This window comes from Streptomyces sp. NPDC104307 (genome assembly GCF_055584045.1).
In genome coordinates this window covers 198,613-223,531 of the sequence record NZ_JBVJMU010000006.1, presented here as the reverse complement: position 1 = coordinate 223,531, position 24,919 = coordinate 198,613, and the positions used below count along the sequence as shown (strand labels likewise).

33 protein-coding genes are annotated in these 24,919 nt (G+C 69.8%); 12 read left to right on the top strand and 21 right to left on the bottom strand.

Annotation, left to right across the window (positions count from 1 at the left end; genetic code table 11):
* The first annotated feature begins 136 nt into the window (after positions 1-136).
* Entirely contained in the window at positions 137-364 is a 228-nt protein-coding gene (locus tag ACZ601_RS18370; protein ID WP_440574067.1) for a hypothetical protein, read from the top strand.
* Positions 365-453: 89 nt separating this feature from the next.
* On the opposite strand, the gene ACZ601_RS18365 is transcribed toward ACZ601_RS18370, so the two are convergent.
* Positions 454-957 (bottom strand): DinB family protein, encoded by a 504-nt coding sequence (locus ACZ601_RS18365; RefSeq protein WP_469538985.1) that lies wholly within the window; start codon positions 955-957, stop codon positions 454-456.
* 257 nt (positions 958-1,214) lie between these two features.
* On the opposite strand from ACZ601_RS18365, the gene ACZ601_RS18360 reads away from it, so the two are divergent.
* Entirely contained in the window at positions 1,215-1,985 is a 771-nt protein-coding gene (locus ACZ601_RS18360; RefSeq protein ID WP_469538982.1) for a polysaccharide deacetylase family protein, read from the top strand.
* A gap of 140 nt (positions 1,986-2,125) precedes the next feature.
* On the opposite strand, the gene ACZ601_RS18355 is transcribed toward ACZ601_RS18360, so the two are convergent.
* Positions 2,126-2,803 carry a hypothetical protein gene (locus ACZ601_RS18355; protein WP_469538979.1) on the bottom strand — a complete coding sequence of 226 codons (678 nt, stop codon included), beginning with the start codon at positions 2,801-2,803 and terminating at the stop codon, positions 2,126-2,128.
* Positions 2,800-3,414, bottom strand: a complete 615-nt coding sequence (locus ACZ601_RS18350) for an RNA polymerase sigma factor (RefSeq protein ID WP_469538977.1) — start codon at positions 3,412-3,414, stop codon at positions 2,800-2,802. Before ACZ601_RS18350 ends, ACZ601_RS18355 begins: the two co-directional genes overlap by 4 nt.
* 198 nt (positions 3,415-3,612) lie before the next feature.
* On the opposite strand from ACZ601_RS18350, the gene ACZ601_RS18345 reads away from it, so the two are divergent.
* Both ACZ601_RS18345 and ACZ601_RS18340 read left to right on the top strand, forming a co-directional pair.
* A complete protein-coding gene (locus ACZ601_RS18345; protein WP_469538975.1) occupies positions 3,613-4,884 on the top strand; it encodes a serine/threonine-protein kinase in 1,272 nt (423 codons plus the stop codon).
* A 44-nt stretch (positions 4,885-4,928) separates the two neighbouring features.
* A complete protein-coding gene (locus ACZ601_RS18340; RefSeq protein ID WP_469538972.1) occupies positions 4,929-5,342 on the top strand; it encodes a hypothetical protein in 414 nt (137 codons plus the stop codon).
* A 40-nt stretch (positions 5,343-5,382) separates the two neighbouring features.
* Here the strand turns inward: ACZ601_RS18340 and ACZ601_RS18335 are convergent, their stop codons facing one another.
* From ACZ601_RS18335 to ACZ601_RS18320, 4 genes are all read right to left on the bottom strand, one after another.
* Positions 5,383-5,772 (bottom strand): DUF4259 domain-containing protein, encoded by a 390-nt coding sequence (locus tag ACZ601_RS18335; protein WP_469538969.1) that lies wholly within the window; start codon positions 5,770-5,772, stop codon positions 5,383-5,385.
* Between the two features lie 95 nt (positions 5,773-5,867).
* Positions 5,868-6,503, bottom strand: coding sequence for an antibiotic biosynthesis monooxygenase (locus ACZ601_RS18330; RefSeq protein ID WP_469538967.1), 636 nt, complete (start codon positions 6,501-6,503; stop codon positions 5,868-5,870).
* 121 nt (positions 6,504-6,624) lie between these two features.
* Positions 6,625-7,383 carry an SDR family NAD(P)-dependent oxidoreductase gene (locus ACZ601_RS18325; protein WP_469538964.1) on the bottom strand — a complete coding sequence of 253 codons (759 nt, stop codon included), beginning with the start codon at positions 7,381-7,383 and terminating at the stop codon, positions 6,625-6,627.
* 127 nt (positions 7,384-7,510) lie between these two features.
* The gene (locus ACZ601_RS18320; RefSeq protein ID WP_469538962.1) at positions 7,511-8,110 is read right to left on the bottom strand and encodes a TetR/AcrR family transcriptional regulator; all 600 of its coding nucleotides are present in this window, start codon (positions 8,108-8,110) and stop codon (positions 7,511-7,513) included.
* A gap of 144 nt (positions 8,111-8,254) precedes the next feature.
* Between ACZ601_RS18320 and ACZ601_RS18315 the strand changes: the two genes are divergently transcribed.
* The gene (locus tag ACZ601_RS18315) at positions 8,255-9,421 is read left to right on the top strand and encodes a hypothetical protein (protein ID WP_469538960.1); all 1,167 of its coding nucleotides are present in this window, start codon (positions 8,255-8,257) and stop codon (positions 9,419-9,421) included.
* Positions 9,422-9,480: 59 nt separating this feature from the next.
* On the opposite strand, the gene ACZ601_RS18310 is transcribed toward ACZ601_RS18315, so the two are convergent.
* From ACZ601_RS18310 to ACZ601_RS18300, 3 genes are all read right to left on the bottom strand, one after another.
* Positions 9,481-9,720, bottom strand: a complete 240-nt coding sequence (locus tag ACZ601_RS18310) for a DUF6243 family protein (RefSeq protein ID WP_469538957.1) — start codon at positions 9,718-9,720, stop codon at positions 9,481-9,483.
* Positions 9,721-9,994: 274 nt separating this feature from the next.
* The gene (locus tag ACZ601_RS18305; RefSeq protein ID WP_469538955.1) at positions 9,995-10,369 is read right to left on the bottom strand and encodes a hypothetical protein; all 375 of its coding nucleotides are present in this window, start codon (positions 10,367-10,369) and stop codon (positions 9,995-9,997) included.
* Positions 10,370-10,478: 109 nt separating this feature from the next.
* On the bottom strand, positions 10,479-10,850 hold the full coding sequence (locus tag ACZ601_RS18300; RefSeq protein ID WP_469538952.1) for a DUF6193 family natural product biosynthesis protein: 372 nt from the start codon (positions 10,848-10,850) through the stop codon (positions 10,479-10,481).
* A gap of 297 nt (positions 10,851-11,147) precedes the next feature.
* Here ACZ601_RS18300 and ACZ601_RS18295 point away from each other — a divergent pair, with 297 nt between their 5' ends.
* Positions 11,148-11,774 carry a hypothetical protein gene (locus tag ACZ601_RS18295; protein ID WP_469538949.1) on the top strand — a complete coding sequence of 209 codons (627 nt, stop codon included), beginning with the start codon at positions 11,148-11,150 and terminating at the stop codon, positions 11,772-11,774.
* A complete protein-coding gene (locus tag ACZ601_RS18290; protein ID WP_469538945.1) occupies positions 11,771-12,424 on the top strand; it encodes a hypothetical protein in 654 nt (217 codons plus the stop codon). The genes ACZ601_RS18295 and ACZ601_RS18290 overlap by 4 nt, the downstream gene beginning before the upstream one ends.
* A gap of 27 nt (positions 12,425-12,451) precedes the next feature.
* On the opposite strand, the gene ACZ601_RS18285 is transcribed toward ACZ601_RS18290, so the two are convergent.
* Positions 12,452-12,847 (bottom strand): winged helix-turn-helix transcriptional regulator, encoded by a 396-nt coding sequence (locus ACZ601_RS18285; RefSeq protein ID WP_469538942.1) that lies wholly within the window; start codon positions 12,845-12,847, stop codon positions 12,452-12,454.
* A gap of 159 nt (positions 12,848-13,006) precedes the next feature.
* Here ACZ601_RS18285 and ACZ601_RS18280 point away from each other — a divergent pair, with 159 nt between their 5' ends.
* On the top strand, positions 13,007-13,774 hold the full coding sequence (locus ACZ601_RS18280) for an alpha/beta hydrolase (protein ID WP_469538939.1): 768 nt from the start codon (positions 13,007-13,009) through the stop codon (positions 13,772-13,774).
* 196 nt (positions 13,775-13,970) lie between these two features.
* On the opposite strand, the gene ACZ601_RS18275 is transcribed toward ACZ601_RS18280, so the two are convergent.
* The 4 genes from ACZ601_RS18275 to ACZ601_RS18260 all read right to left on the bottom strand — a co-directional run bounded on the left by ACZ601_RS18275 (position 13,971) and on the right by ACZ601_RS18260 (position 16,443).
* Positions 13,971-14,459 (bottom strand): hypothetical protein, encoded by a 489-nt coding sequence (locus ACZ601_RS18275; RefSeq protein ID WP_469538936.1) that lies wholly within the window; start codon positions 14,457-14,459, stop codon positions 13,971-13,973.
* A complete protein-coding gene (locus ACZ601_RS18270) occupies positions 14,413-15,171 on the bottom strand; it encodes a hypothetical protein (protein WP_469538933.1) in 759 nt (252 codons plus the stop codon). Before ACZ601_RS18270 ends, ACZ601_RS18275 begins: the two co-directional genes overlap by 47 nt.
* Entirely contained in the window at positions 15,168-15,668 is a 501-nt protein-coding gene (locus ACZ601_RS18265; protein ID WP_469538930.1) for a hypothetical protein, read from the bottom strand. The genes ACZ601_RS18270 and ACZ601_RS18265 overlap by 4 nt, the downstream gene beginning before the upstream one ends.
* A gap of 526 nt (positions 15,669-16,194) precedes the next feature.
* A complete protein-coding gene (locus tag ACZ601_RS18260; protein WP_469538928.1) occupies positions 16,195-16,443 on the bottom strand; it encodes a hypothetical protein in 249 nt (82 codons plus the stop codon).
* Positions 16,444-16,598: 155 nt separating this feature from the next.
* On the opposite strand from ACZ601_RS18260, the gene ACZ601_RS18255 reads away from it, so the two are divergent.
* Both ACZ601_RS18255 and ACZ601_RS18250 read left to right on the top strand, forming a co-directional pair.
* A complete protein-coding gene (locus tag ACZ601_RS18255) occupies positions 16,599-17,267 on the top strand; it encodes a DUF998 domain-containing protein (RefSeq protein WP_469538925.1) in 669 nt (222 codons plus the stop codon).
* 57 nt (positions 17,268-17,324) lie between these two features.
* Positions 17,325-17,540, top strand: a complete 216-nt coding sequence (locus tag ACZ601_RS18250; protein ID WP_469538923.1) for a DUF4287 domain-containing protein — start codon at positions 17,325-17,327, stop codon at positions 17,538-17,540.
* Here ACZ601_RS18250 and ACZ601_RS18245 read toward each other — a convergent pair whose 3' ends face one another.
* The 5 genes from ACZ601_RS18245 to ACZ601_RS18225 form a co-directional block, all read right to left on the bottom strand.
* Positions 17,541-18,521 (bottom strand): sigma-70 family RNA polymerase sigma factor, encoded by a 981-nt coding sequence (locus tag ACZ601_RS18245; RefSeq protein ID WP_469538921.1) that lies wholly within the window; start codon positions 18,519-18,521, stop codon positions 17,541-17,543.
* Between the two features lie 448 nt (positions 18,522-18,969).
* Positions 18,970-19,641: a nucleotidyl transferase AbiEii/AbiGii toxin family protein gene (locus ACZ601_RS18240; protein WP_469538918.1), complete on the bottom strand. Its 672-nt coding sequence runs from the start codon at positions 19,639-19,641 to the stop codon at positions 18,970-18,972.
* The gene (locus ACZ601_RS18235; protein ID WP_469538915.1) at positions 19,638-19,985 is read right to left on the bottom strand and encodes a transcriptional regulator; all 348 of its coding nucleotides are present in this window, start codon (positions 19,983-19,985) and stop codon (positions 19,638-19,640) included. Before ACZ601_RS18235 ends, ACZ601_RS18240 begins: the two co-directional genes overlap by 4 nt.
* A gap of 324 nt (positions 19,986-20,309) precedes the next feature.
* The gene (locus ACZ601_RS18230; RefSeq protein WP_469538913.1) at positions 20,310-20,711 is read right to left on the bottom strand and encodes a DNA-binding protein; all 402 of its coding nucleotides are present in this window, start codon (positions 20,709-20,711) and stop codon (positions 20,310-20,312) included.
* Positions 20,708-20,956 (bottom strand): type II toxin-antitoxin system CcdA family antitoxin, encoded by a 249-nt coding sequence (locus tag ACZ601_RS18225; protein WP_469538910.1) that lies wholly within the window; start codon positions 20,954-20,956, stop codon positions 20,708-20,710. The genes ACZ601_RS18230 and ACZ601_RS18225 overlap by 4 nt, the downstream gene beginning before the upstream one ends.
* A gap of 264 nt (positions 20,957-21,220) precedes the next feature.
* Between ACZ601_RS18225 and ACZ601_RS18220 the strand changes: the two genes are divergently transcribed.
* Positions 21,221-21,925: a response regulator transcription factor gene (locus tag ACZ601_RS18220; RefSeq protein ID WP_469538907.1), complete on the top strand. Its 705-nt coding sequence runs from the start codon at positions 21,221-21,223 to the stop codon at positions 21,923-21,925.
* A complete protein-coding gene (locus tag ACZ601_RS18215) occupies positions 21,922-23,457 on the top strand; it encodes a sensor histidine kinase (protein ID WP_469538905.1) in 1,536 nt (511 codons plus the stop codon). The genes ACZ601_RS18220 and ACZ601_RS18215 overlap by 4 nt, the downstream gene beginning before the upstream one ends.
* A 203-nt stretch (positions 23,458-23,660) precedes the next feature.
* Here the strand turns inward: ACZ601_RS18215 and ACZ601_RS18210 are convergent, their stop codons facing one another.
* Complete coding sequence (locus ACZ601_RS18210; protein ID WP_469538902.1) at positions 23,661-24,914, bottom strand: DUF1501 domain-containing protein; 1,254 nt, start codon at positions 24,912-24,914, stop codon at positions 23,661-23,663.
* Between the last annotated feature and the right edge of the window lie 5 nt (positions 24,915-24,919).

The window sequence follows — 24,919 nt, the reverse complement described above, 5'->3', positions numbered from 1 at the left end:
ATCCCCCGCACGCGCCTGTTCGGGCTCCGCCGGCCGGCGGCCGTCGCGGTCCAGCTGCCCACCGGGGCTCCCCCGGGCGGGCCTTGAGGCGTTCCGAGGGCGAGGGGGAACACCCCGGCCGGTAGGCTCGTCCGCCATGCCCCTGCCGATACCCGCTCGGATCACCCCGCGCGGCGCGAGAGCCGCCGCCGTCATCGCTGCCGTATTCGCGTCCGGCTGGTACCTGGGGCAGCCCGTCCTGCCGTCGCGGTGCGAGGGGCCGCCGAGGACCGTGCGGTACAGCGACCACCTGGCGGCCGACACGCTCCCGGACTGCGACGCGAGGCCGCGCCTGCTGGCCTGGTTCGGTGGAACCTTCCGCTGAGCCGGTACGGAACGCGGCGGGGCTCGGGCAGCGGCCCGGGTTCCGGCGCCCAGCCGGAAGCTGCCGGTGCATTGGTATGTGACGGAACGTCAGTAGATCCCGGTACGTCCGTCGATCGTCTCGCGGATGATGTCGGCATGGCCCGCGTGCCGGGCTGTCTCCTCGATCATGTGGTGCAGGACCCAGCGCAGATTCCGGTCCGAGAGGTCGGGGTGCGCGCACGGAGCGTCCAGGGGGAGGCCCGCGGCGATCTCCCTCGAAATGGCCGCCTGCTCCTCGAAGTACGCCGTCCAGTGCTTGACCGTGTCCCGCTCGTCGACACGGAAGTCCTCGTCGAACCGGCCCTCTTCCGCCGTCTCCGGCCACTCACCGGGGAGCACTCGCCCCGCGACGATGACCTGGAACCACCGGCGCTCCCAGAGCGCCGAGTGCTTGAGCAGACCCATCAGGGACAGCGAACTGACCGTCGGCGTCAGGAGGGCGTCCGCGTCGGACACCCCCTCGGTCTTCCGGAGCAGACCGGCGCGCTGCTTGTCGAGGAAGCCGACCAGGGCGTCCCGTTCGTTGGATAGGGAGAACTCTTCGGTTGCCATGTCCAACGACGCTACCGGACCGGTAGGACAGGCCGGGGCGGTGCGGCGCGGCCCGCCATGTCCGGTTCCTCGCAGGCGCCTTGCGTGGTTCTCGGGACCCGTGGACCTGTCGCGGATCGCCTGCGTATGTCGCCGCCCCCCTGCAGCTTTGTCCGCGGTCCGTAACGGAGGGATCTTGCCGGGGCGTTCATGTGTCTTCATAGGGGCAGCGCAGGGCAGGCAGGGCATCGGCGAAGACAACAAAGGGGTGGGCGGACATGGCGAAGCACAAGGGAAGGGGATGGCACGGCAGGCTTCTCGCGGCGGCACTCGGAGTGACGGCGGTGGCCGCGGCCACCTCGGTGTGGACCGCGCAGGCCGACACCACCGGAGGGCGGCAGCCGCAGGCGCGGGCCAGCGCCCCGGCCAACGGGCCCGCCGGCAAGGTCGCGGAGGGCATCGCGCACGCCTCCGACCGCGGCGCCCGCGGCGTCAACATCACCATCGACGACGGCCCCGACCCGACCTGGACCCCGCAGGTGCTCCAGCTCCTGAAGGAGAGCGGCGTCAAGGCCACGTTCTGCATGGTCGGCACCCAGGCCCAGGCCCACCCGGACCTGGTCAAGGCGGTCGTGGCGGGCGGGCACCGGCTGTGCGACCACACAGTCTCGCACGACACCGCCATGGACCACAAGTCCGAGGCCTACCAGTCCCAGCAGATCCTGGACGCCGAGCGCATGATCACCAAGGCGTCCGGCGGTGTCCGGCCGCAGTACTACCGGGCCCCGGGCGGCGCCTTCACCCCGTACAGCCGGCACCTCGCCGCGTCCCGGGGGATGCGGCCGCTGGGCTGGAACGTCGACACCAAGGACTTCGAGCACCCGGGCGTGGCCGCGATCGTCGCCACCGTGAAGAGCGAGATCTCCAACGGGCCGACCATCCTCTTCCACGACGCGGGCGGGGACCGCGCAGAGACCCTCGCCGCGCTGCGCGAGGTGCTGCCCTGGCTCAAGGAGCAGGGGTACACCTTCGGCTTCCCCGTGCGGTAGCAGCCGAAGCCCTCCCGCACTGAAGCTCTGAGCCCCTGCGGACACGCCCTAGCCCCGGCCCCGAGCCCCGTATGTCTGCCCCGCCGCTTCCCCGAAGGCCCCGCACGAGTTCCCCCTCGTGCGGGGCCCGCCGCATTTCGCTATGCGGCCGGCAGGCACGCGGGCACCTGCCGGGACAGGGTGGCCTCCACCATCTGCAGGTCGGGTCCGCCGGACGTGACGATGAAGACCAGATGATCTCCCTCGGGGATCGCCGCGGGATTGATCACGTGGTAGATCCCGCGGGAGTTCCGCTTCACCTCGTCGTTCGGAAGGACCTTGTCGAGCGCCTTGAGGTTGGCGTGGTCGCTGTGGAACGTGGCGTGGCACGAGGCCGAGGGCGTCATGACGGCGGCGGGTACGCCGGCCTTGCGCAGGGTGGCCTGGAGCCCGGGGGCGCCCTTGCGGCGGAACAACTGCACGGAGACCGTGCCGCCCGGTCCGGACTTCACGGCGTAATCGGCGTTGGTGACGTCGAGGCGGGTGCCCTCGCCGGTGTGCGGTGTCGGAGACGCGATGCCCGAGCCCGATTCCTGGGTGGCGGAGGCGTGCGGTGCCGGAGCGGCCTGTGTGGCGTCATCCGGGCCGGACAGCAACGGCAGGGCGGCCACCACCGCGGCGCCGACGGCGGCGAGGCCCGCGGTGAACGCCACCCGGCGGAGCGGCGAGTGGTGCCGGACCGGGGCGTGCCGGACGGTGACGGTGGAGGAGGGCAGCGTGGCGGCGTGGTCGGCCAGCTCGCGGGCGAGCTCTTCCTTGAAGTGCAGGGGGGCGTTCACTGTGCGGCCTCCATGAGGGCTTCGCTGTGGGCTTCGCGTTGGGCTTCGCGTTGGGCTTCGCGGTGGGCGGGACGGCTCGGAACGGTGCCGCGCAGCGCCTTGCGGGCGCGGTGCAGCCGTACCCGGGCGGCGGTCACGGTGATGCCGAGCGACTGGGCCGCTTCGCGGACGGTCAGCCCGTCCAGGGCGACCAGGTCCAGCACCCTGCGCAGGGGTTCCGACAGCGCGGCGTGGGCCGACGCCATGTGCCGGGCGGCGCGGTCGGCGTCGATCCGTGCCTCGATGGCACCGAGGTCCTGCTCGTCCAGCAGCCGGTGCCCGCGGATCCGGGCCACCGCCCGCTGCTCCCGGACGCTGCCCTGGAAGTGGGCGCTCAGGACGTTGCGGGATATGCCGTAGAGCCAGGCGACCGGTACGCCGCGCCGCGCGTCGTAGGTGTGCGCGCTCTCCAGGGCGGCCACGAAGATGTCCGCTGTCAGGTCGGCGGCGAGGTGGGGGTTGTCGACGCGGCGGGTGACGAACCCGAGCACAGCGTCGAACTGCTGCTCGTAGAACGCGGCGAAACCCGCCGGGTCACGTGCGGGTGGTGCTGCCGTACGGTCCGCTGGCACGGATGGCTCCTCAGGACGGATCGGAAGATGCGATCGCTTACACCTCTTCTTGGGAGCTGCGCCGGAAAACGTTACATCCGCCCCTCGCGGTCCGCCCGCCCCCGCCCCGGCAGTTCGCGCCGTCGTGGTGGGACAGCCGTGAGGGGCGGGGTGCCCTGAGTCATACTGGGGCGCCGGACGGGGAGGGGCGTACAGCGTATGAGGTATGGGGCGGACGGTGCGGGCCTGCCGGAACATATCGGCGGGTACACCGTGGAGCGGGAGCTGGGCGCCGGCGGGATGGGCACCGTCTACCTGGCCCGCTCGCGGGGCGGCCGCGCGGTGGCGGTGAAGGTGGCGCGCCCGGAGCTCGCGTCCGACCCGCACTTCCGGGAGCGGTTCCGCGCCGAGGTCGCGGCCGCGCGCAGCGTGGGCGGCTTCCACACGGCACCCGTGGTGGACGCGGACCCGGCGGCGGAAGCGCCCTGGCTGGCCACCGCCTACGTACCGGGCCCGACGCTCGCCGGACTGCTCGACGCCGAGGGGCCGATGGGCGAGGCACGGCTGCGGCAGCTGGGCGCGGCCCTCGCCGAGGCGCTGGAGGCGATCCACCGCTGCGGACTGGTGCACCGCGACCTGAAGCCCGGAAACATCATCATGGCCTCGGACGGCCCGCGGGTCCTGGACTTCGGCATCGCGAGGGCGCTGGAGGCACCCCGGCTGACGGCCACCGGAATGGCCTTCGGCACCCCGGGGTTCCTGGCGCCGGAACAGGCACAGGGCCAGGAAGTGGGCCCCGCCGCCGATGTGTTCGCCCTGGGCGCCGTGCTCGTGGCGGCGGCGGGCGGCAGCGCGTTCGGGGCGGGTACGCCGATGGGCATGATGTACCGCTCGGTGCACGAGCCCCCTGACCTGACCGCCGTGCCGGACGGCCTGCGCCCGGTCGTGGCGTCGTGCCTGGCGAAGAGCCCGGACCAACGGCCGACGCTGGGGCACCTGCTGGACCTGATCGCACCGGCCACCGCGCGGTACTCCCCGCCGGTGGCCATCCCCCCTCCGCCGCCCCATGCGCCGCACATCCCCGCCCCGATGCATCAGACCCCGGCGGGCTACGGATACGGGAACGGAAACGGCTACGGAAGCGGAACCGGGAACGGAAGCGGAACCGGGAACGGAAACGGCTACGGAAGCGGAACCGGGAACGGATGGGCGCCGCCGGCCGACGACCTCGCTTTCCTGGCGGTCGCGCCGGACAGCGCGCTCATGATCGACGAAATGGGCGTGACGATCGACTTCCGGTTCAGGTCGCTGCAGTTCGGCTGGGACGAGATCGCAACGGTCCAGTACGCGCCCGAGGGCCCCAAGCACCTCAGGATCGTCGTCCACCTCCACGACGGCACGGCCCACCCGTGCCTGCTGGCCGCCCGCAGGCGGAGCCGCCTCAAGCAGTGGCTCCAGGACCTGCCGATGATCCTGGCGTGCTTCACCTAGGGTCTTCGGTCCGGATCCGGCCTCCGGCATGAGAGCCTCGCAGCGTGGCTACTGAGGCGGAGGCAGGGGAGCTGCTGCACCGGCGCGGCTGGCGGAAGGCGTTCACGGCCACCGAGATGGTGGAGGCATGGGCCGCCCTGGTGGGGGCCATCGAGCGCGGCTACGCGCACGACATCTACGAGTACACCAACGACCTCTACAGCCGGAACTGGCTGCACGAGGCATGGCTCCTGCTGGACGATCACATCGTCCAGCTCCTGACCCCGAGGATCAAGGCCTTGGACGACCGGTACAAGGCCGCCACCGTCGACGACGACGGCCAGGCCCTCGACCGCATCCACCGCCTGCCCGGCCCCGATCTGTGGTGGTGGCGACGACACCCCCGCATTCTCACCGGAGACCTGGGCGACGAGCTTCGCGCGGCCGGCGCCATCGGTAGGGAACCGGACATGTCGTGACCTCGGACTGACGGCCCGTCCGCCAACGGAGCGGCGGCCGCTACCCCGCCGCAGCTGTTGCCGCTGTTGCTGCCGAAGCGTCGGCCAGCTGCTCGAACGTCTCGTTGAGTATCGCCCTGCGCGCGTCCTTGTACGCGGGCTTCGGCTCCAGTCCGTCGATCGTCCGCTCCCACACCGCGAGGAACATCTCCCGCCAGGTCCGGATCACCTCGGGCGGCGGGAGGGTCACGCCCGCCCAGTCCTGGCGGTGCAGGACGAGCAGCAGTTCAAGGTTGCAGGGGACGGCCACGCCCCAGTACTCGTCCGGCTCCAGCTCCACCGGATCGCCGCCCATCGCCTGCGTCACCTCGGCGACCAGCCGTTCGGCCAGCTCCGCGAGATGGTCCGCCGCCGTGTCGCTGTCGAAGTTGCCCGCGCCCCACGTACCCACTGTTCCGCCTCCGCGTTGTACGTCGTCGATCCCTTCCGCCATCACAGCAGAGGGCACTGACAGCGGGCGCCGCCCGCAGAGCCGGCGGACACGACTCAACCCGCCGAGCCAGGAACTCCCTTCGGGTCTACGGACTCACGGCGGTCATCCTCGAACGCGCGGTGGAGCGTGTACCTCCGGTAGCCGACGCCACCGGAGGAGGCGGCGTCGCGGGCGGCGGCTTCATGGGCGGCGGCGTCGGTCCATTCCGTGACGACCACGGCCTGTTCACCGTCCGGTGTCAGGTGGACGTGCGCGGCGAGCAGGCCCGGCACCGGGGCGACGGTGGCTTCCACGACGTCGTCTTCTGCCGCCACCGTGCTGACGACGTAGACGCCGACCGGCCGATCCGCGTCGTGAACCACGCTGCGGGTGAGCCGGGTGCGGATCAGTCCGGGGCGTTCGATGCCGGGCACGAGCGTGTCGATGCGGCTGACGGCCCCGGCACGGTGGGCGCGGGCCCAGGCGAGGTGGTCCTCATCGCTGGTCCACTGTGCGTAGAAGAGGAGACCGGTGCCGTCGGTGGAGAGGAAGACGTGCTGGGCCAGCCGCCCGGAAGGCGTCCCGGCCGCCGCCCACTCGCCCGCCATCGTGTCGGCGGCCAGGCGGGATCGTTCGGCGGTCCCGGTGAGCCACTCGCTCAGCAGGGCTGTTCCGGCGGCAGGGCGGACGAGGTCCAGGAAGCGTGTCATGGACGTCGACTCTCACGCATCAACCGCACTTGAGGTCAAGGCGCGTGCCGGGACGAGCCGTGCGGTTGCCGTGCCGTTGCCGTTGCCGTGCCGTCAGGGACGCCCGCCGGGAGAAGCCCCGTCAGGCCGATGCCCCGCTGTCGACGACCAGGTCGGTGCCGACCACCGCGCCGGCCATGGGTGAGGCGAGGTAGAGCACGGCAGCCGCCACTTCCTCGGCCTCCGCGACCCGGCCGAGCGGGTTCTGCGACTTCACCCGCTCGGTCCGGTCGGCCTCGGTCTCGCCCGGCAGCAGCGACATGGGGGCGGCGGAAGCACCCGGGCTGACCGCATTGATGCGGATGCCCTGGTGGATGTGGTCGAGAGCGGCGGCGCGGGTCAGCGCGGAGACCGCTGCCTTCGACGTGATGTACGGGGCGAGGTTCGGGATGCGCAGGTGCGCGCCGAGGTTGGAGGAGATGTTGACGATGACCCCGCCACCGTTCTCCTTCATGTGGGCGATCTCGTGCTTCATGGCCAGCCAGACGCCGGTGACGTTGGTCCGCAGTACCGCGTCCCAGTCCTCCTCGCTCACCTCCCCGACAGGAACGGCGCCCCGGAGTATCCCGGCGTTGTTGACCGCGATGTCGAGCCCGCCGAAGCGGGCGACGCTCTCGTGTACGAGGCCCCGGAGCCGGTCCGAGTCGGTGACATCGGCCGTGACGGCGGCAGCCGTGCCGCCGGCCGCTCCGATGAGGCCGACCGTCTCGTCCAGGGAGGCCGCGGTGCGCCCGGCGGCAACCACGGACGCGCCCTCGGCGGCGAAGGCGAGCGCGATCGCGCGCCCGAGGCCGGAGCCCGCACCGGTGACGAGCGCGGTCCTGCCAGTGAAGCGGTTCATTGTTCGGCAACTCCTTGGAATGGTGGAGATGATGGGTTTTTGACCGCTCGTTCCATTATCTGGGCGCGCGGGAGGTGGCTCGCGGATTCGGGTGGATTCCGGTGTGTGACTTGGCCGCGCGGAGGGCTCAGGCGTTGGTGTTCCGGTCCAGCAGGGTCAGGGCCTGCTCTGCCGCGTCCCGCACCCGGGCGGGATCGCCGGATGTCTTGCCGACGACCTTCACGCCCTGCATGAGGACGAGCAGCATGCGGGCCAGCGCGCGCGGATCGCGGTCCTCCGGCAGCTCGCCCTGGGCCCGCGCCCGTGCGAGCGACGACTGCAGCAGGGTCTCGAAGTGTTCCCAGCTGATCTCGACCCGGCGGGCCGCAGCAGGGTCGTGCGGGGCCAGTTCGGCGGCCGTGTTGGTGATGAGGCAGCCGTTCGACCGGTCCGGGGCGGAGGTGGCCTCCGCGGCGAAGCGGCGTACCACCGCGCGCACGGCGGGCAGCGCGGGCCCCGGCTCGGACAGCTCGGAGAGGAGGAGCGGGTCACGCTCCTCCGCGTACCGGTCCAGGGCTTTCAGGTACAGCTCGTGCTTGTTGCCGAAGGTGGCGTAGATGCTGGCGCGACCGATGCCGAGCTGCTCGACGAGGTCGGCGATCGACGTCGCTTCGTAGCCGCGCCGCCAGAACAGCTCAAGGGCCGACTGCAGCGCGGCGTCCGGATCGAATTCCTTGGTCCTGGCCACGTCGGAGACCGTAGACGAATACAGAACGATCGGTCAATAATCGCTTCGGGGTCGGCGCCGGGAAAGCCGGTTGGCCAACGGGTGCCGACCCGGAATGATCCTGATGTGCGGGGACGGAACGGGGACGGGGGAGAGGGACGGGCGATGGCTGACGTGTTCGCGTGTGCGCGGTGCGGTGAGGTGCTGACGGCCCCGGTGACGCGGGTCGCGCTTCCGTCCCGCGCCCACCACCGGTACGGACACGAGATGCTTCCCGCGCTGATGGATCCGGGTACGTACGCCGCCGATCCCGAGCCCTCCGGTCCGCCGTGGCGGCCGTGGAGCGAGCTCTTGCCGGAGGAAGCGGAAGCCCGCGGCGTTTTCGCACCGGTCCACGCGCTGTCCTTCGGCGCACCGGGGGCGGTGGTCGTCGCACCCGGCGACACACGGGGCACGGTCCTGATTCCGGAGCGGTGCGACGGCTACTGCCTGGGGCTGGACGGGCGGGACGGCCCGAACCTGGCGTGTGCCCGATGCGGTCAGCCGGTGGCGACCCGTATCGACGACTGCTCGCTGTGGCAGGCGGTGTGGCTCGCGCCGGGCGCCGTACGCCGCGTTCCCGCCGGGGACCCCACGGGCGGGAGCCCCGAGCGGGAGGCACCGGCGCGGGAGTGGGAATCCACGCCGCCGGTCGAGCCGTCCGGTCAGTGGAGCCCTCGGTGGACGGCGGCGGCCGGCGCGGCGCTGGCACACCTGCTGGCGGCCTCGGCGGGCGCTCCCGTATCGGTCCCTGACGGCCTCGCCGCCCAGACGTTCGGCCGCGCACTCGAAACGCTGCTCCCGCCGGCTCCATTGGCACCGTGGAGTCCATCGGCACCGCCGGGTCCATCGGCACCGTCGGTTTCACGGGGCCCATCGGGGCCATTGGCACCGTTACTTCCCCGAGGTCCGTCGCGTTCGTTGGCGAAGAGCGTGGCCCTTGCCGGACCGGGTCTGCCGGACACGGGTCCCGTTCCTGACATCGCCCTGGTCCCACGGCATCCGCGTACGGGTGAACCGTGGCAGCCGCAGGGCGGCGCGGAGGCCGTGCCGGTGGACGCCGATGTGTGGCAGGGGATGGCCTTCCCCCGCGAACCGCTGCCGATCCCCGCGACAGGCGGAATGCCCGACGGAGTCCTCCGCGACGACCCCCTGCCGCCGTACCCTCACGTGCTGTTCCAGCCCGACCGGAAGGTGTTTCTCCACACGCTGGCACGTCTGCCCGCCGTCCGTGAGCCGTGGCTGCGCCGGATCTACGACCGCGTGAGGCAGCGCCCGTACGACCTCTTCTGAGCAGCCGTACCCGGTCACGGCGTGGGGCTGCCCACCCGGTCGACCTCTGCGGCGGCGCGTCAGCTCTGTGCGGAGTCGTCGCCCGCCTGCCCGGCGCTCTCGGCCGCGTCCTCGGCCGCGCTCTCGGCTCCGCCGGTCTTCTCGCGCATCTTGCGCACCAGCTCCGCCTTCTGGTCGGCGGCACCCTTGCGGTCGAGGTTGCGGTGCGGGCCGTTGTTCTGCCGTTCGGCGCGGGACAGCCTCTTGCGCTGGCCGCCGCCCATGCCTACGGGATTGTTGATGTTCTTGCTCACGGTCATGGGTTCTCCCGGAATGGTGTGAAGTGATCTACGGATTCATCGGTGGGGGACGGGCACGGCGACATCGGGGGACGTCAGCGGGAGCCCGTCACGCGCTCACTCGTAAATCGGCGTCTGGAAGAAGATGGCCGTCTGGAAGAACATGCCAAAGACGTTACCCGGTTCCGTCGGCCCCGCACACCAGCTACTGCCGCCCCGTTCCGGCCGGGCTTCCGGTCGGGACCCGAGGCAGGCGAGCGCGGCCCGAACGAGTAGCGGGGCACGGCAAGGCCCTTCACTTGGACTTGGACGGCCGCAGAAGCTGGATACCGCCCTTCCACGGAAGTTCATCCTCGAAGTCGCATGCCGCGACGGCCCGTGTCTGCGCACCCCACAGAGTTTCGAGAATGCGGGATGCGGCCTCGACCGAAGCCGCCTCCCCGCGCGGTGTCATCGAATCCGTCTCGATCTGGACGGGCCACTGGACAAAGTCGTTCGACGGTTCCTCGTCGTTCCGGGCATCAGGGTTTCGGCGCACCTCGATCTCCAAGTCGCCCACAGTCGGCGTGCGCCGCTCGAAGGTTCCCTCGAAGAGACCGCCGAGAAGGCTTTGAGCTTCGGCGACCGTAACCCCAGCCACCAGGATCCTGCAGTAGGAGTATCGGCTCATTATGTTGACGGGGCCCGAACAGGAGGATTGTCAATAATGTCGAGACGGTCAATATTTCTCGCAGAATTGTGTGGGCTTCGGGGCTCCACAGGAAATGATCCTACGGTGGTCACAGGTCGTCAGCTGTTCCGTTGATTGCGGGGCCACATCCTTCGGGAAGGGTGGCGACGATCAGGTCGATCGCCTCCTCCACCGTCTCGGTCTCGCCGAGGGTGATGCCGTCGGACTGGCGGATCACCACGAACCCGCCGCCACCGCGGGGGAACAGGGAGCCCACGTCGTGCATCCGCGGAAAGCGGATGCACCGGCTGAGGTACAGGGCGCCGTGGCTGACAACGGGGAACAGTTCCCGAAGGCGAGGGTTCACATGCGCTGCCCGTGGCATGGCCGGGTCGATCAGTTCGCTTCCGGAATCGAGGACACTCTTCCATTCCGCTGCGACGATTTCTGCGGCTCGCGTACGTTCCTCATCATCTGTCATTTGATAGTCCATCCCCCTCTGGGCCCAGGTGGTTGTATCCAGGAAATGTCCGGATTCGGGACATCGATTTTCCATTACCCGAGTACCACCGTATTTCCTCCCAGGGGCATCCGAGCGGATCGGGCTCGTTGAGCATCGCGTCGGGCTCGTACATGCGCACATCGCCCGCGACGACACACACCCGAGGCAGCTGCGCCGCTGCAGGGCGCCGTGGAAGGGTCGGGCCCGCTCCGAGTCCGGTGCGGCAGCTGAAAGCCCGTGGCGGTGTAGCAGTGGGTCCTGCATCATCCCCATGTGATGGTGATGCGACCCGTTCTGGAGACCTTTGCTGCCGACGACTTCGCGCTCTGGCCGGTTGACGAGCACGAGTCGTGCGGCTACCTCGCGCTGAACGGGAAGCTCACTCCGGCCGAGGTGGGCACGGCGGTGATGCGGATCGCCGCCTGGAGCCACTTCGAGCCGGGGGAGAAGCACGGGCCGTACCCGACCGACCCGCTCGGCAGATTCCTGCACGGCCTGCTCACCATGCCTGACCTGTTCGCTGCAGGAGGGTTCCGGGTGACCGACACCACCACCGACACCGTCTTCGTCGAGCCGGGCTGCTGCAACGGCCTGGAGACCTGGCGGGACTGGCTGAACGTGCTCGACGGCACCGGCTGCTCCTACTTCGGCCACGACCCGTCCTCGGTGGCCGAACGCGTCGGCGACATCGTCCGGCTGACGCTCGACGCCGATGAGCCGGACGCCGGCCCGGCGGTCGAGCTGCCGGCGGACCAGGTACGCGGGCTCGTCGCGGGCGCCCAGCAGGAGTTGCAGGACTTCCTCAACCTTGCCGGAACCTGGGCTGAACAACACCTGCCGGCACACGCGTCCGCCGTCACGGCCGCCCTGGCACGGGCACTGGACCTGGAGCCCGAACAGTGACCAGCTTCCTGACCCAACGGGCGCACGTGCGCGACGCCCGCCTCCCCCTCCGTCGCCGGCACAGCGCGCTGCGGACCTGCGTCACCCTCTTCGCTCCGTACGGCTTCCGGGCGACGTACCACCACCTCACGCTCAGCGCCGCGATCCCCCGGCGGCTGGAGGCGGACCCGGAGGCGCTGGTGCGGGCGGTGGAGGAACTGCATGAGGCGCGGGTCCTCTGGCTCGCGCGGGCGGAGGAATACGCCGCGCAACGCCGGGCGCAGAAACGGGCGGGGCGGCGGGCCGTACCGAACCCGCGACCGTGGTGGCTGCGGAGCAGCTGGGACGGCCCGGACCGCGCCTGGTACGAAGACCCGTTCCGCCATCCGTCGCTGCGGCTGCCCGAGTACGTCCGGCGACAGAACGCGATCATGGACGGCACCGATCTCCCGGGCTGCCCCGCCTGCGGGGACGAGAGCTCGCGGGTGTCGAGCTCGACCGGGCACGCCTGGGTGGAGCGGTGCCGTGGGTGCGCGCGGGTGCTGGCGCCATGCCCCTGCGGGCAGCGCCACCGCTTCGTCCCGGAGACCCAGTCCAACTGGAAGGGGATCTGGAAGCGGGCGCACATGAGCGACGACGGCACGCCGAACCCGCATTGGCCTGCACGCTAGCGCGACTTCACGGAACAGGGGCCGAGGTCAGGCGGGCGGGGTGTCGGGGCGGGCGTCGTACGCGGAGCGGGCGGCGTCGATGTGCGTCAGGTGCGTGATGCTCCACTCCAGCAGGGGCGCGGTGGCTTCGCGGAGGGTCCTGCCCATCGGAGTGAGTTCGTAACTGACGTGCGGTGGCATGACATTGAGGACCGTCCGGGTGAGGATCCCATCGCGTTCCAGGTCGCGCAGGGTGACGGTGAGCATGCGCTGGCTGATCCCGTCGACGGCCCGCTTGAGTTCGGTGAAACGGCGTGGCCCCTGGCTGAGGTTGCGCACGATCAGCAGCGACCACTTGTCGCCGACGATGCCGAGCACTTCACGGGCCTGGCACGGGTCCGTCGCCCGCGCCGCCCGCGACTCGCCGCCCGCTGCGCCGCTCATGGTTACCTCCAGAGAACCGGGGCACCTAAATGTGCCTTATTGATCGGGATGCGGTAGGTGCAGCACGATGATTACGGTTCCTGAAGAGTACCGAGGCACGAACAGGAACCGTAATGCTCCCGTGCCTCCACGCCCCGAAGAGTAAGAAGACTTCCCCTCATGGCAACTTTTCTGCTGGTACACGGTGCCTGGCACAGCGGTCGGTGCTGGGAGCGGGTGGTCCCGCTGCTGGAGTCGGCCGGACACCGCGTGTTCGCGCCTTCGCTGACCGGCTACGGCGACAAGGCACACCTGCTCGGCCCCGAGGTGGGGCTCGATACGCACGTCGAGGACGTCCTGAAGCTGATCCACGAGGAGGACCTGAGCGAGGTGGTGCTCGTGGGCCACAGCTACGCGGGGCTGGTCATCTCGTCCGTGGCCAACGAGGCGCCGGAACGGATCGCACATCTGGTGTACCTGGACGCGATGGTCCCGGAGCACGGCGAGACGGCCGTCGACGTGCAGCCCATGAGCCAGAACCTGATCGACCTGGCCGCCGAGTCCGACAACGGCTGGCGCATCCCCCCGCTGCCCGAGATGCCTCCGCCCTTCGGGCTGTTCGGGGTCACCGACCCGGCGGACGTCGCATGGCTGCGTGCGACCCTCTCCGACCAGCCGGTGGACTGCCTGCGGCAACCGGTCCGGCTGGACAACCCCGCCCTGGACGCGGTTCCGCGTACGCACATCCACTGCGTCGGCGCAACGCCGGAAGGCATCGTGCGACGGCCCGTCCGCGCGACACAGCCCAACGGCTCCCCGGCACGGATACGGCAACTGCCGACCGGACACGACTGCATGATCACCATGCCGTCGGCCCTGAGCGAACTGCTGCTTGAATCCACTGCCGTGCTCAACGGCGGCACCAGCGGTTCGGTGCCCCGCCGGTAGCAGGGCTCACGTGGGTGTCGAGCTGTCCGAAGGGTGCCCTACTGGGTGCTTACGGTTGCCCTGTGCGCCCTGGCCTGCTGATACGTCACCAACAGGTGCTTTTGTTGTGGTCTCGCGGGACCCGAGTTCACCGCCGTTGTCAGTCCGACTGGGCACGGATGGGGCACGAGTGGAGGAGGCCAAGGCCGAGGGACCCTCACACCCAAGCTGAGCAGTCCTCCAGCGTGATTTCCGCGACGGCCGCGTCCGTGACGGCCTCCACGTCCGGGATGTAGGGGCGAACGTCGGGAAGCGGGGTGCAGAAGGTGACGTTCGAGGTGAGGAGGGCCTCTTCGGTATCGGCGAAGGAGAGGGAGACATACGCCTTCACCTGAGTGTCGCCGAAATTCTCGTGTGCCTTCCGGAGGCAGGCGCACACGTACGCCATGCAGCGTCGGACGAGGAGGGGCGTACGTTCGTGTGGTGCGGCCGGGAGGTCGTAGTCGGTCATTCCTCTCCCGTTGATCGTTGTTTCCTCCGCGAGTCGGTCGGTGTAGGTGCTGGACGTCTCCGGGCGGAGGTCGGTCAGCACCCTTCCACCGGAGGCGGTGACGGACCACCCATGTTCCGCGACCTCACGGAACATGGGAGGAATGTCCTCATCCGTCAGGTCGGAGACCTCTGTCGTCCGCAGGATCTCCCGCATCCGAGGATTGCTTCGCATGCCTATCCCTCGCCGAGTGCGGCGAGCCCCTTTCTGATCCCTGCGATGAAGCCCGGACTGCCTCCGACATCCTTCTCGACGCTGCGTGGAGGCCCTTCGAACTCCCCGTTTTCCTGCTGCTGTTGCCGGGACCGCTCCTCGGGCGACCGAAGTGGTTCATCATCTCGGTCCGCCGGCCGCCGTTCCCCTCGGTCAGCAGCGCCCGCCCGGTGTCCTTCCAGGTCTGCCCGGCCTCGTCCCTCGCCCGTTCGAACGACTCCAGACTGTAGTCGGGGCTGAGGTAGTCCGGCGTGAGCACATCACCCCAGCCCTGCTTGACGACGTCGTCCTCGGAGGCGTTCGGGTTGCCCACGCCGGCGTTGACCACGACCTTCAGCGTGCCCTTGATGTACTGGTCCTCCTCCCGCAGGACCCCGGCGGACAGCCCCAGCTCCGCCGCGATCGTGTTGGCGTCCTGGACCAGAGCCCGAACCTCCCACTCCCACCGCTCGCAGAAGTCCTCGAAATCCACCGACAACCCGAAGTAGCCGACCGCCATACCGGCCATCGACAGGTCCGACAGCCCCTTTCCCAGGACCGCTCCGGTGCCGGTACCGGCTTCCTTCAGCTCGGCCACCGCCGCCCGCAGACCGCTGGTGATCTGCTGGACGCTACCCGGATCTACGTCGAGATCCCCAGTGCCGCCGCCGCTCATCGCTCCCGCTCCCCGCCGCGGCGTGGGGTAGCCGTCGAGCCTTCCCCGCCGGCCGCGGCTTCACTGTCGACGGCGACTTCGTCCGGCACGATTCCCGTCACCGGCGGGAAGAACATTGATCCGTCCGGATCGGCGATATTCACCGCGATCCCCGCGATCCCCGCGATCCCCGCGATCCCCGCGGGTACTCCCATCGCCGAAATGACCTCGTCCAGCAACCGAGCGCCCCGCAGCTCCGCGAACTCGCACGCCCCGTCTGCATGCCCTGGCGCATGGAGCGTGCCCCGGGCCTGTGCGAACCGGGCCAGTGCCGCCTCGTCGGTGAACCCACAGACCCAGCGGACACCGCCGAACTCCGCGCTCCACAGTCCACCACCGTCGATCGGCACCAGCACCAGCACCAGCGCTCGCCGCAACTCGCCCAGCATCGCCCGTGGATCACCGGCACCGACCCGTTGCTCCGCTATCCGCTCGGACAGCGCTGTCACCTCAGCCACGGATCCCCCGTTCCTAGCCGTCGACCCTCCCGGACAGCGCAGGACGGCATCCACGGTACGAACCGGCGGCTCCGTCAGCCGTGACTGATTCCGGCCGGTACAGGACGTGAAGTGGCTCGGTGTGCATCGGCGGTGGACGGCCGGCTCTTGCGCGGACAGCGCCCCATTGGGTGGAACTCAGGAGTCGGCGGGCCCACGCGGGACGCTGTTCGTGGGTCGCACGGGAGAACTCGTGCAGCCTGGACAACAAACAATGCCCTGGTCTCCGACCAGGGCCTTCATCATGGAGCGGGTGACGAGAATCGAACTCGCGCTCTGAGCTTGGGAATCAGCGGCGCTTGGGCCGTTGAAGCGGCTCTGAACTGCGTTTTCGCACGGGCCGGGATGCATAGCTATGGGCTCTGGGGACCGCACCTGACCGCTGTAGTCCGCTCTGCTGGGCATGGATGGGGCACGGGAGTGGGCGGTGCGACGATCCAGGCCGAGAGCCGCTCCGAGTCCAGGACGACGGTCTCGATGCGCTCGCTCACGTGGCATCCGCGCCCTTGGAAGGGCTGGCGGAGCCGAAGATCTTCGCGCGAGCCTCGGTGATTTCCTCGTCGCTGAAGGGGCTGTGCTCTTCCTCATGCCGGCGGAGGTCGTTCCCCAGCAGCTGGTGCCGGATCTGGCGGGCCACGGCTTCCGCCACATAGCCGGAGACGTTGTCCGTGAGCTTGGGGAGCTCTGCCACCTGGCCGCTGGGCAGGGAGACGGTGATGCGAGTCGTGGAGGACATGACTCCAGCATGCTGGAGTATGCGCGGGGTGGCGGGCTTACCCCTGAGGGAGCTCAACCCCTCTTGTGTGAGCTAGGACACGCGCTGGAGGGCGATCATCTTGCCGCTCGTTGTCGGTCATATGGGTGACACCGTCGCAACGAGGAGGGCACGCCATGACCGGCACGTTCACCACACCTGGCCCCATCCACTCGGTAACCACCATTCAGCGATCCACGGCGCGGTGGCTCACGGTCGGTGGTGTGGTGGCAGGTCCACTGTTCCTCGCGGCCGGACTCACCCAGGGCCTCACGCGCGACGGCTTTGACTTCACCCGAAACGCGATCAGCCAACTCGCTCTGGGTGGGGGCGGCTGGGTTCAGACGCTGAGTTTCGTGTTCACCGGAGCGCTGCTGGTCGCCGGCGCGGCCGGGTTGCGTCGGACTCTGCGCAGCGGTCCTGCCGGGAAGTGGGCACCGGCTCTGGTCGGCGTGTTCGGCCTCTCCTTCTGGGCCGCAGCCGCCTTCCCGGCCGACGCCGGTGCGGGCTTCCCTGCAGGCTCCCCGGACACGACGGTGATGAGTGGGCACGGTGCAGCCCACATGGTCGCCGGGATGATCGGCTATGTCGCTCTGTGTGCCGCCTTCGTTGTTCTGGCTGGCCCGCTCGACACCCGAGGTCTCCGGGGCTGGGCCGTGGCGTCGCGTGTCATGCCTATGGCTGTCCTCGCCGGGTTCATGGCCTCTGCCGCGTCGGTTCTGGCGTTCACCACCAGTGCCGGCCTCGGTCTGTTGTGGCTGAGCGCGGTGATGGCGCGGCTGGACGACGCTCCAGGCGACCACTGACCAAACGCCGTTCTCACCGGTACCACCAAGATGATCACGATACGAAACGGAGCATCCATGACCGACAACGCCGTGAAGGGCCCTGCCAGCTACTTCCCGTCCATCGAGAAGAAGTACGGCCGTCCGATCGCCGAGTGGAAAGGGCTCATTCGTTCCTCCCCGCTCACCAAGCACATGGAGCTGGTCGGCTGGCTCAAGTCCGCGCACGGACTCGGCCACGGCCATGCAAATGCCCTCGTCGCCCATACTCTCACCGAGGACAGCACCAAGTGATCAGGTCGGGACGCCGAGGCATGCGTCACCGCTCAGGTATCCCGGCAGGCCGAACAGAGGGAAGAGGAGCGCGGTGTCACGGAATGCCGTGATGCTCGCGATGTGGTCGCCGGAGAACTCGACGACTTGGAGCGCCCAGGGCTCGTAGCCGGTCCCGTCCGTACGGGGCCGGTACTGGCCGAACGCGGGGGAGTCGTTCGCCACGGTCGGGACGAGTCGTGATCCGCGGCAGCCGATGGCTGGTCCGGTCAGCCAGGATTCGATGTCGCCCACTCCGTGCATCCACTTCGCGTACGGCGGCAGGGACAGTGTGGCGTCGACGTGAAGCAGCAAGCCCAGCTCCTCCATGTCGTACCGGGAGAATGCCGAGGCGTACCGCTCGGCCAAGACCCGCCGGACACTGCCGGGTGTCGGCGAGCCGAGTCCGTCGACCCCGTTCCGGCGATCGGCCAGAGTGACGCGGGCCCGCTGCAGGGCGCTGTTGGCGGAGGCGACGGTGCAGCCGTGCAGGTCGGCGACCTCGCGGGCCGAGAAGCCGAGTACGTCCCGCAGGATCAGCGTGGCCCGCTGCTTGGGCGGCAGGTGCTGGAGCGCGGCGACGAACGCCAGCCGCACCGACTCACCGGTCATCGCGGAAGCCGCCGGATCGCCACCGGGCAAGGGGGCGATCCACAGCGCGCTGTCCGCCGGCGCGCCTGGGGGCGCGGCGCCGTCCGACGGCCCGGACAGGTCCATCGGCAGCGCCCGCCGCCTCCCGGCAGCTAGGGCGTCCAGACACACGTTGGTGGCGATTCGGTACACCCATGAGCGCAGGGACGACCTGCCCGCGAACTGCCCGGCGTTCTGCCAAGCTCGGACGAGGGTCTGCTGAGCGGCATCCTCGGCTTCTGCGTACGACCCCAGCATGCGATAGCAGTAGCGAACCAACTCGCCTCGATACGCGTCGAGTTCCAGCACCGTAGCTGGCGCCTTGTCATCCATGTCGCTTCCCCGCTCCCGATGACGCGCCACCTCGGCATGTGGCCAGGCGTGCCCATCCGACCGCCTAACGATAGAGCGGCGGGCACGTGCGGCGATCCCGAGGGCGGACAAGGAGCGACCGCGAGTGCCGCGAAAAGGCGTCGGGTCGTACGGAGATGGTGCAAGGCGCTTAGGAAGGTCTAGGCAACGACGAACCCCAGGTCGATGACCTGGAGGTTCGTGGAAGAGCGGGTGACGAGAATCGAACTCGCGCTCTGAGCTTGGGAATCAATGGTCCTTGGGCCCATGGAAGGGCTCTGAACTGGACTTTTCTGCGGAGAAGCCTGGACTGCCATGATCTCTGGAGGCTGTACCTGACCGCTGTTGTCCGCTCTGCTGGGCACGGATGGGGCACGGCAGAGCGTGGGCCGAGTGTCCTGGCGTGCATTGTGCTGAGCGCATCCGGCCATCAGTCGTCGTGCGGAGTCTCCAGCTCTTGGAGCCGTTCGCCGATGTCGGTGGCCCATGCCTGCGCCCACTGGCGCAGCCCGGTGATCGCTTGTTCGTCGAGTCCGTAGGCGGCGAATTCCGTGTCGTCGATCCAGTCGGCTCCCATCAACCGTGCTTGGAGCTCGCTCAGGTCGAAGGAGTCGCGGGCGTGACGTCGACCGAGCTCTTCGAGTTCGATATGGCTCCAGCGGTTCGCGGCAGCCTGTACGTCGATCAGGTCCCTGGCGAGTCCGCGGTCGAAGAGTGCGCGAACTTTGGTTCCGACGACATCTTCAAGGGACAGCACCAATCCGTGGTCGGTGTGTACGGGCGGTCGCCAGAGCGCTTCCTTGAGGATGTCGACCTCGCACTTTTCGTGACTGGCGGGATCGGTGACGATCAGGCGTGCGGAGAGCGGGTCTGTTTCCAGAGCGCTGACCTGCCACCCGTGTTGTTCCAGGCCGGCGCGCACGGCAGCAGCGATGTCCTCCATGCGATCGGGGTTCTCGGTCGCTACGTCGAGGTCCTGGCTGAGCCGGTCGACCAGGCCGTGTGCCTGAACTGCGTAGCCGCCGGTAAGCGCCAGAGGGTAGGCACCGCCCACGGCGAGTACATCAGCCAGCAGGCGACGGTGCAGATCGGTGAGGTTCACGCAGCAGCCTGGGCGCTGTGAGCCAGCTCGTCGAAGGCGTGTTCCCAGACTTCACGGACATCACGGCTGATCAGTGTGCGCAGCGTGGGCCACAAGCTGACGAGGAGGCCGCGGTTGAGGTACCGGATCAGGTCGTCGTGCTGGCCCTCGGCCAACACGATGCGGTAGTAGCTCATCCGTAGCCGTGGCTGGTCGAGGTCGAACGTGGTCAGTCCCGACCATGCCAGGTGAAGTGGCAGGCGCACCGTGCCGCGCTCGGGGCCGACAAGCTCGGAGAGCGCTGCGGGCGTGCGCCGGGCAAACCTGTCACGGCGGAGATCAGAAAGACTGGGCTGTGATGCCATACGTCGATTATCCAGGGAGAGGCCACCGAAGCCGACCGGACGCATCCGAGGTGGCCCAAACGAAGAAGCCCCAGGCCTCTGAGCTGGGGCTTTCATGTGGAGCGGGTGACGAGAATCGAACTCGCGCTCTGAGCTTGGGAATCAGCGGTGCTTGGGCCGATAGAGAGGCGCTGAACTGTGCTTTTGTGTTGGTCGGCGGGGACGGCCACGGTCTGTTGAAGCCGTGCGTGACCGTTGTTGCCCGCCCTGCTGGGCACGGATGGGGCACGAGGGCGGCGATATAGCGGACCCTGCCATGGGGTGTGTTCGGGGTGGGCCGGCGGGTCAGAGAGGGATGACGCGAACCTGGCTTCCGCAGAGCTTGGTCATGTCGTCGCTGTCGGACGTCAGCAGGGCGACGGGTTTCGGCTGGCGGAGCGCGACCTCGGCGACTGTGGCGTCAATGGCGTACTTGTGCCCGTGCAGCCCGGCGCCTTTGAGGAGCTCAGCCGCCGCCTTCGCCGCCCGGTCAGTGACGGGCTCCACCTTGACACGGGACAGGGCCCAGTTCAGGCGGGGCGTGCTGGTGCGGGAGTGGCTCACTTCCACGATGGTGTTCGCCCCGATCACGAGGTCGGCTCCCATGTCGTGGAAGACCTGAAGCATCGCGAGCAGCTTGCGGTCCTGCGCGATCCAGGCGGAGAGTCCTTCCGAGTCCAGGACAACGGTCTCGACGCGCTCGCTCACGCGGCGTCCGCGCCTGTGGAGGTGCCGGCGGAGCCGAAGATCTTCGCGCGGGCCTCGGCGAGCTCCTCCTCGCTGAAGGGGCCGTGCTCCTCCTCGTGACGGCGGAGGTCGTCGCCCAGGAGCTGGTGCCGGATCTGGCGGGCTACGGCTTCCGCCACATAGCCGGAGACGTTGTCCGTGAGCTTACGGAGCTCCGCCACCTGGTCGCTGGGGAGCGTGACGGTGATACGAGTCGTCGAGGACATGAACCCAAGCATACTGGAGTATGCACGGGTCGTCCCGGATCACTGGCCCCAGTCTTGACGATCGCGGTCGCATGCCCTGGGTGGAGACGTGGGGACGGGCACGACGTCGGCAGCGCGACGAACCCTGCCGGGTGCGGTCCGGGTGGTCGGTGCATCGCTCGGCACGGGCCGGTCCCTCATCGGCTCCTCGTCCCCTGCCCCGGGGGCAAGAACCTCGGGCCCGGTCGGCTCCCCACCCGCCAGAAGATGCCACGATGCGTGTCCATGAGGACAGAGAAAGCACCATCGGGGAGTCGGCTGCTCGTCGTGGACGACGAGCCCGCCATCCTCGATGTCCTGGCGACTTCGCTGCGCTTCCTCGGGTACGAGGTGGCCGAGGCGACGACGGGGCGCGCCGCGCTCGCGGCTGTCCGGGAGCACGCTCCCGACCTCGTGCTGCTCGATGTCATGCTGCCCGACCTGGACGGCTTCGAAGTGGTCCGGCGGCTACGGCAGGGCGGCTCGGACGTGGCCGTGGTGTTCCTGACCGCCCGCGAGAACGGATCCGATGTGGTGGACGGGCTCGATCTTGGCGCCGACGACTACATCACCAAGCCGTTCCGCCTGGCCGAGGTGGCGGCCCGGGTACGGGCGGTGATGCGCCGGGGCGAGGGCAGTAAGGCAGGTGCCGCACTCGTCTGCGCCGACCTCGAAGTGGACACGGACACCTATGAGGTGCGCCGGGCAGGGCAGCGGGTGGACCTGTCTCCCACCGAGTACCGGCTGTTGTGCCATCTGCTGAGGAACCGGGGGAAGGTGCTCACCCACGCACAACTCCTGGAACACGTGTGGGACTTCGCGGACGGGGACCCAGGGGTGGTGAAGACCTACGTCTCCTACCTCCGCCGCAAACTCGACTCACTGGGACCGCCGTTGATCGAGACCCGCCGTGGCATCGGCTACACCCTGCGCGCCCCGGACGGCCGATGAGCCCGCGAAGTGCCGGACGGCTGGTTCTGCGACCCCGCTCGTTGCGCGGTCGTCTCCTGCTGGCGGTTCTGGCGCTCGCCGCAATCGTGCTGCTCGCGCTGGACGCGGTGGTCTACGGGGCCCTTCGCGGCTATCTCATCGACCGTACGGACACCACGCTGCGGGCCGTACGCCAGCGAGTGGCCCAGCAGTTGAGCGAGCCCGGGGCGGAAGCGCGACTCGGTAACGACGTCCGGCTGCTGGGGGCATCCGAGTTCCACGTCCAGCTGTACCGCCCCGACGGAAGGGTGCGAGAGCTGGCGCCGGGGCTGCGCGACCCCTCGGACGCCGCACCGAAGGTCCCCGACCCGCTTCCCCGGCCGGGCGGCCGGGAGCCGGTCACCGTGGGCCCGGCGCGGCCGGGGGGCCCGGAGTACCGCATGCTTACGCAGCGCGTTCCGGGGCGCGGCACCCTCGTCGTCGCCGTACCGCTGGACCAGACACAGGGCACACTGCGACGCCTGCTGATCATCGAGGCGACCGCCACCGGAGGCGCGCTGGTGCTGCTGGCGGGCGCCGGACTGTGGATCCTGCGGCGAGGACTGCGGCCCCTTGAGGGGATGGCGCACGCCGCGGACACCATCGCCGCCGGACACACCGCCGTCGAGGTCGGTCCGGCCGACCCGGGCACCGAGGTGGGCAGACTCGGACTGGCCCTGAACATGATGCTGGCCCGGCAACAGGCCACGCAGGACCGTCTGCGCCGGTTCGTGGCCGACGCCTCGCACGAGCTGCGGACCCCTGTGACGGCCGTGCTCGGCTACGCCGATCTGTACCAGCAGGGTGCCCTCACGGTGCCCGAACAGCGGGACCGGGCGATGGACGGCATCACCCGGGAGGCGCTGCGGATGCGACGCCTGGTGAACGACCTGCTGCTGCTCGCCCGTCTGGATGCCGTACCGACCGGGAACCACCGGCCGGTGGACCTGGCAGCGGTCGTCCACGAGGCGGTGGCGGCGGCCCGCGCCGTCGACCCCGACCGGCCGCTCTCCGTGACGGCGCGGGACGGTACCGAAGTGCACGGCGACGCCGAGCAGTTGCGGCGTGTCCTGGACAACCTGCTGGCCAACGTCCGTAATCACACCCCGCCCGGAACGGGGGCCCGGATCGCTGTACGGACGACCACCGTCACCGACGCCGCGTACGGGACAAGGCCCGGACCACCGGGGAGCGGCCGGCCGTACGACACCGACGCGGCCACGTCCGCAGGCGCGCACATCGAGATCGAGGTCGCCGATGAGGGTCCCGGTATCGGGGCGGAGGCGCTGCCGCAGGTGTTCGAGCGCTTCTACCGCGCTGCCCCGGCCGCCGGCGGCGACGGCAGCGGACTGGGGTTGGCGATCGTGGCAGCGATCGCGGAGGCGCACGGCGGGACGGTCGCCCTCACCAGTGCGCCGGGCGCGGGCACGAGGGTGACGGTGACCCTGCCTGACGACGATCTCCGCGACGACGACGTCCGCGACGACCGGCCGAGGAAGTCGTCGAACGCCTGAGGAAGTCGTCGGGCGACTGATGTACGAGGCCGGACCGGGCTGGATAGGGCGGACCGCCACACCAGGCCCCGGCACCCACCGCCACACCAGGCCCCGGCACCCACCGCCACACCAGGCCCCCGGCACCCACCGCCGCACCAGGCCCCCGGCACCCACCGCCGCACCAGGCCCCCGGCACCCACCGGCGCATAAGGCTCCGGCCCTCACAGGAACGCCAGGCTCCCGGCATGACCGTCCAGGACCCTGTCGGGTTCGGTGTCCAGAACACCGCGCAGCAGCGTGGCGTACACATCGCGGAAATCGGTCGTGGTGCGCAGGTCGTCGTCGGTCAGCTCGGTCAGACTCGGCTGGTCGCCGTAGAAGCCGCCCTTCACCGGCTCGCCGAGGACGAACACCGGCCCCGAGGTGCCGTGGTCGGTGCCCTGGCTGGCGTTTGCGTGGGGGCGGCGGCCGAACTCCGAGTAGACGGCGACGACGACCTGCCGCCCGGCCTTCGTCTTCCGTACGCGTTCCAGGAAGCGGGTCAGGTCCTTGTCGAGCCCGCCGAGCAGCCGGGACTGGGTCGCCTTCTCGTTGGCGTGCGTGTCGAAGCCGCCGAGGCTCACGCTGTAGGCGCGTGTCGACACCCCGGCCTCGATCGCCCGCGCCACGACGTCGAGTTGTGCGCCGAGCGCCCCTTGACCGCCCGCCGAAGCTCCTTCGTTCCCCTCCTTCTCGTCCTCGTCGCGAGGCTCTCCGGGGTCCTGTGTCTTCGGTTCCTCCCCGCCCCCGCCGAAGGAAGAGGAGACCTTCACCAGATCGGACAAGGAGGCCCCGGCCCGCCGGAGCAGCGGGTGGGCGTCCCGCTCGACGTCCGACAACGCGGTGCAGCGGCGCAGCCAGGCATCCGGCAGCTTCCGGCCCCCGAGCCGTACGGCCGCTCCTGCGGTGGTCTCCCCGGCCATCAACGGCGGCAAAGTGGCGCCCACGGACACCCCCTTCAGCGGATCGCCGTCGGCGGCGTGGTCCAGCCAGCGACCCAGCCAGCCGGAGGGCACCGGTCCTGAGGGCGACGCGGTCTGCCAGATTGCCATCGACCGGAAGTGGCTGTGGTCGGGCTTGGGATACGAGACCCCCCGGACGACCGCGAGCCGGCGCTCGTCCCAGAGCTTCTTCAACCCGCTCATGCCCGGGTTCAGCCCGAGCCCCTCCCCGAGGGGCAGGACCTCCTTCTCCGCGTAGGCGAGATCGCCGCGCAGGTCCTGATAGCGGGGATCGGCGGCCGGAACCAGGGTGTTGAGCCCGTCGTTACCGCCGTACAGAGTGACGAGTACGAGCACCGAGGCGTCGGAGTCCGGCTCGCCGGAGCCGGTCGCGAGCAGTTCGTCCACGCCCCACGCGGTCGCTCCGGCGGCGAGTGCGACGCCTCCGGCGACCCCGCTGGTGGTGAGGAACTTGCGTCGGGTCCAGGTGTCCACGGTCG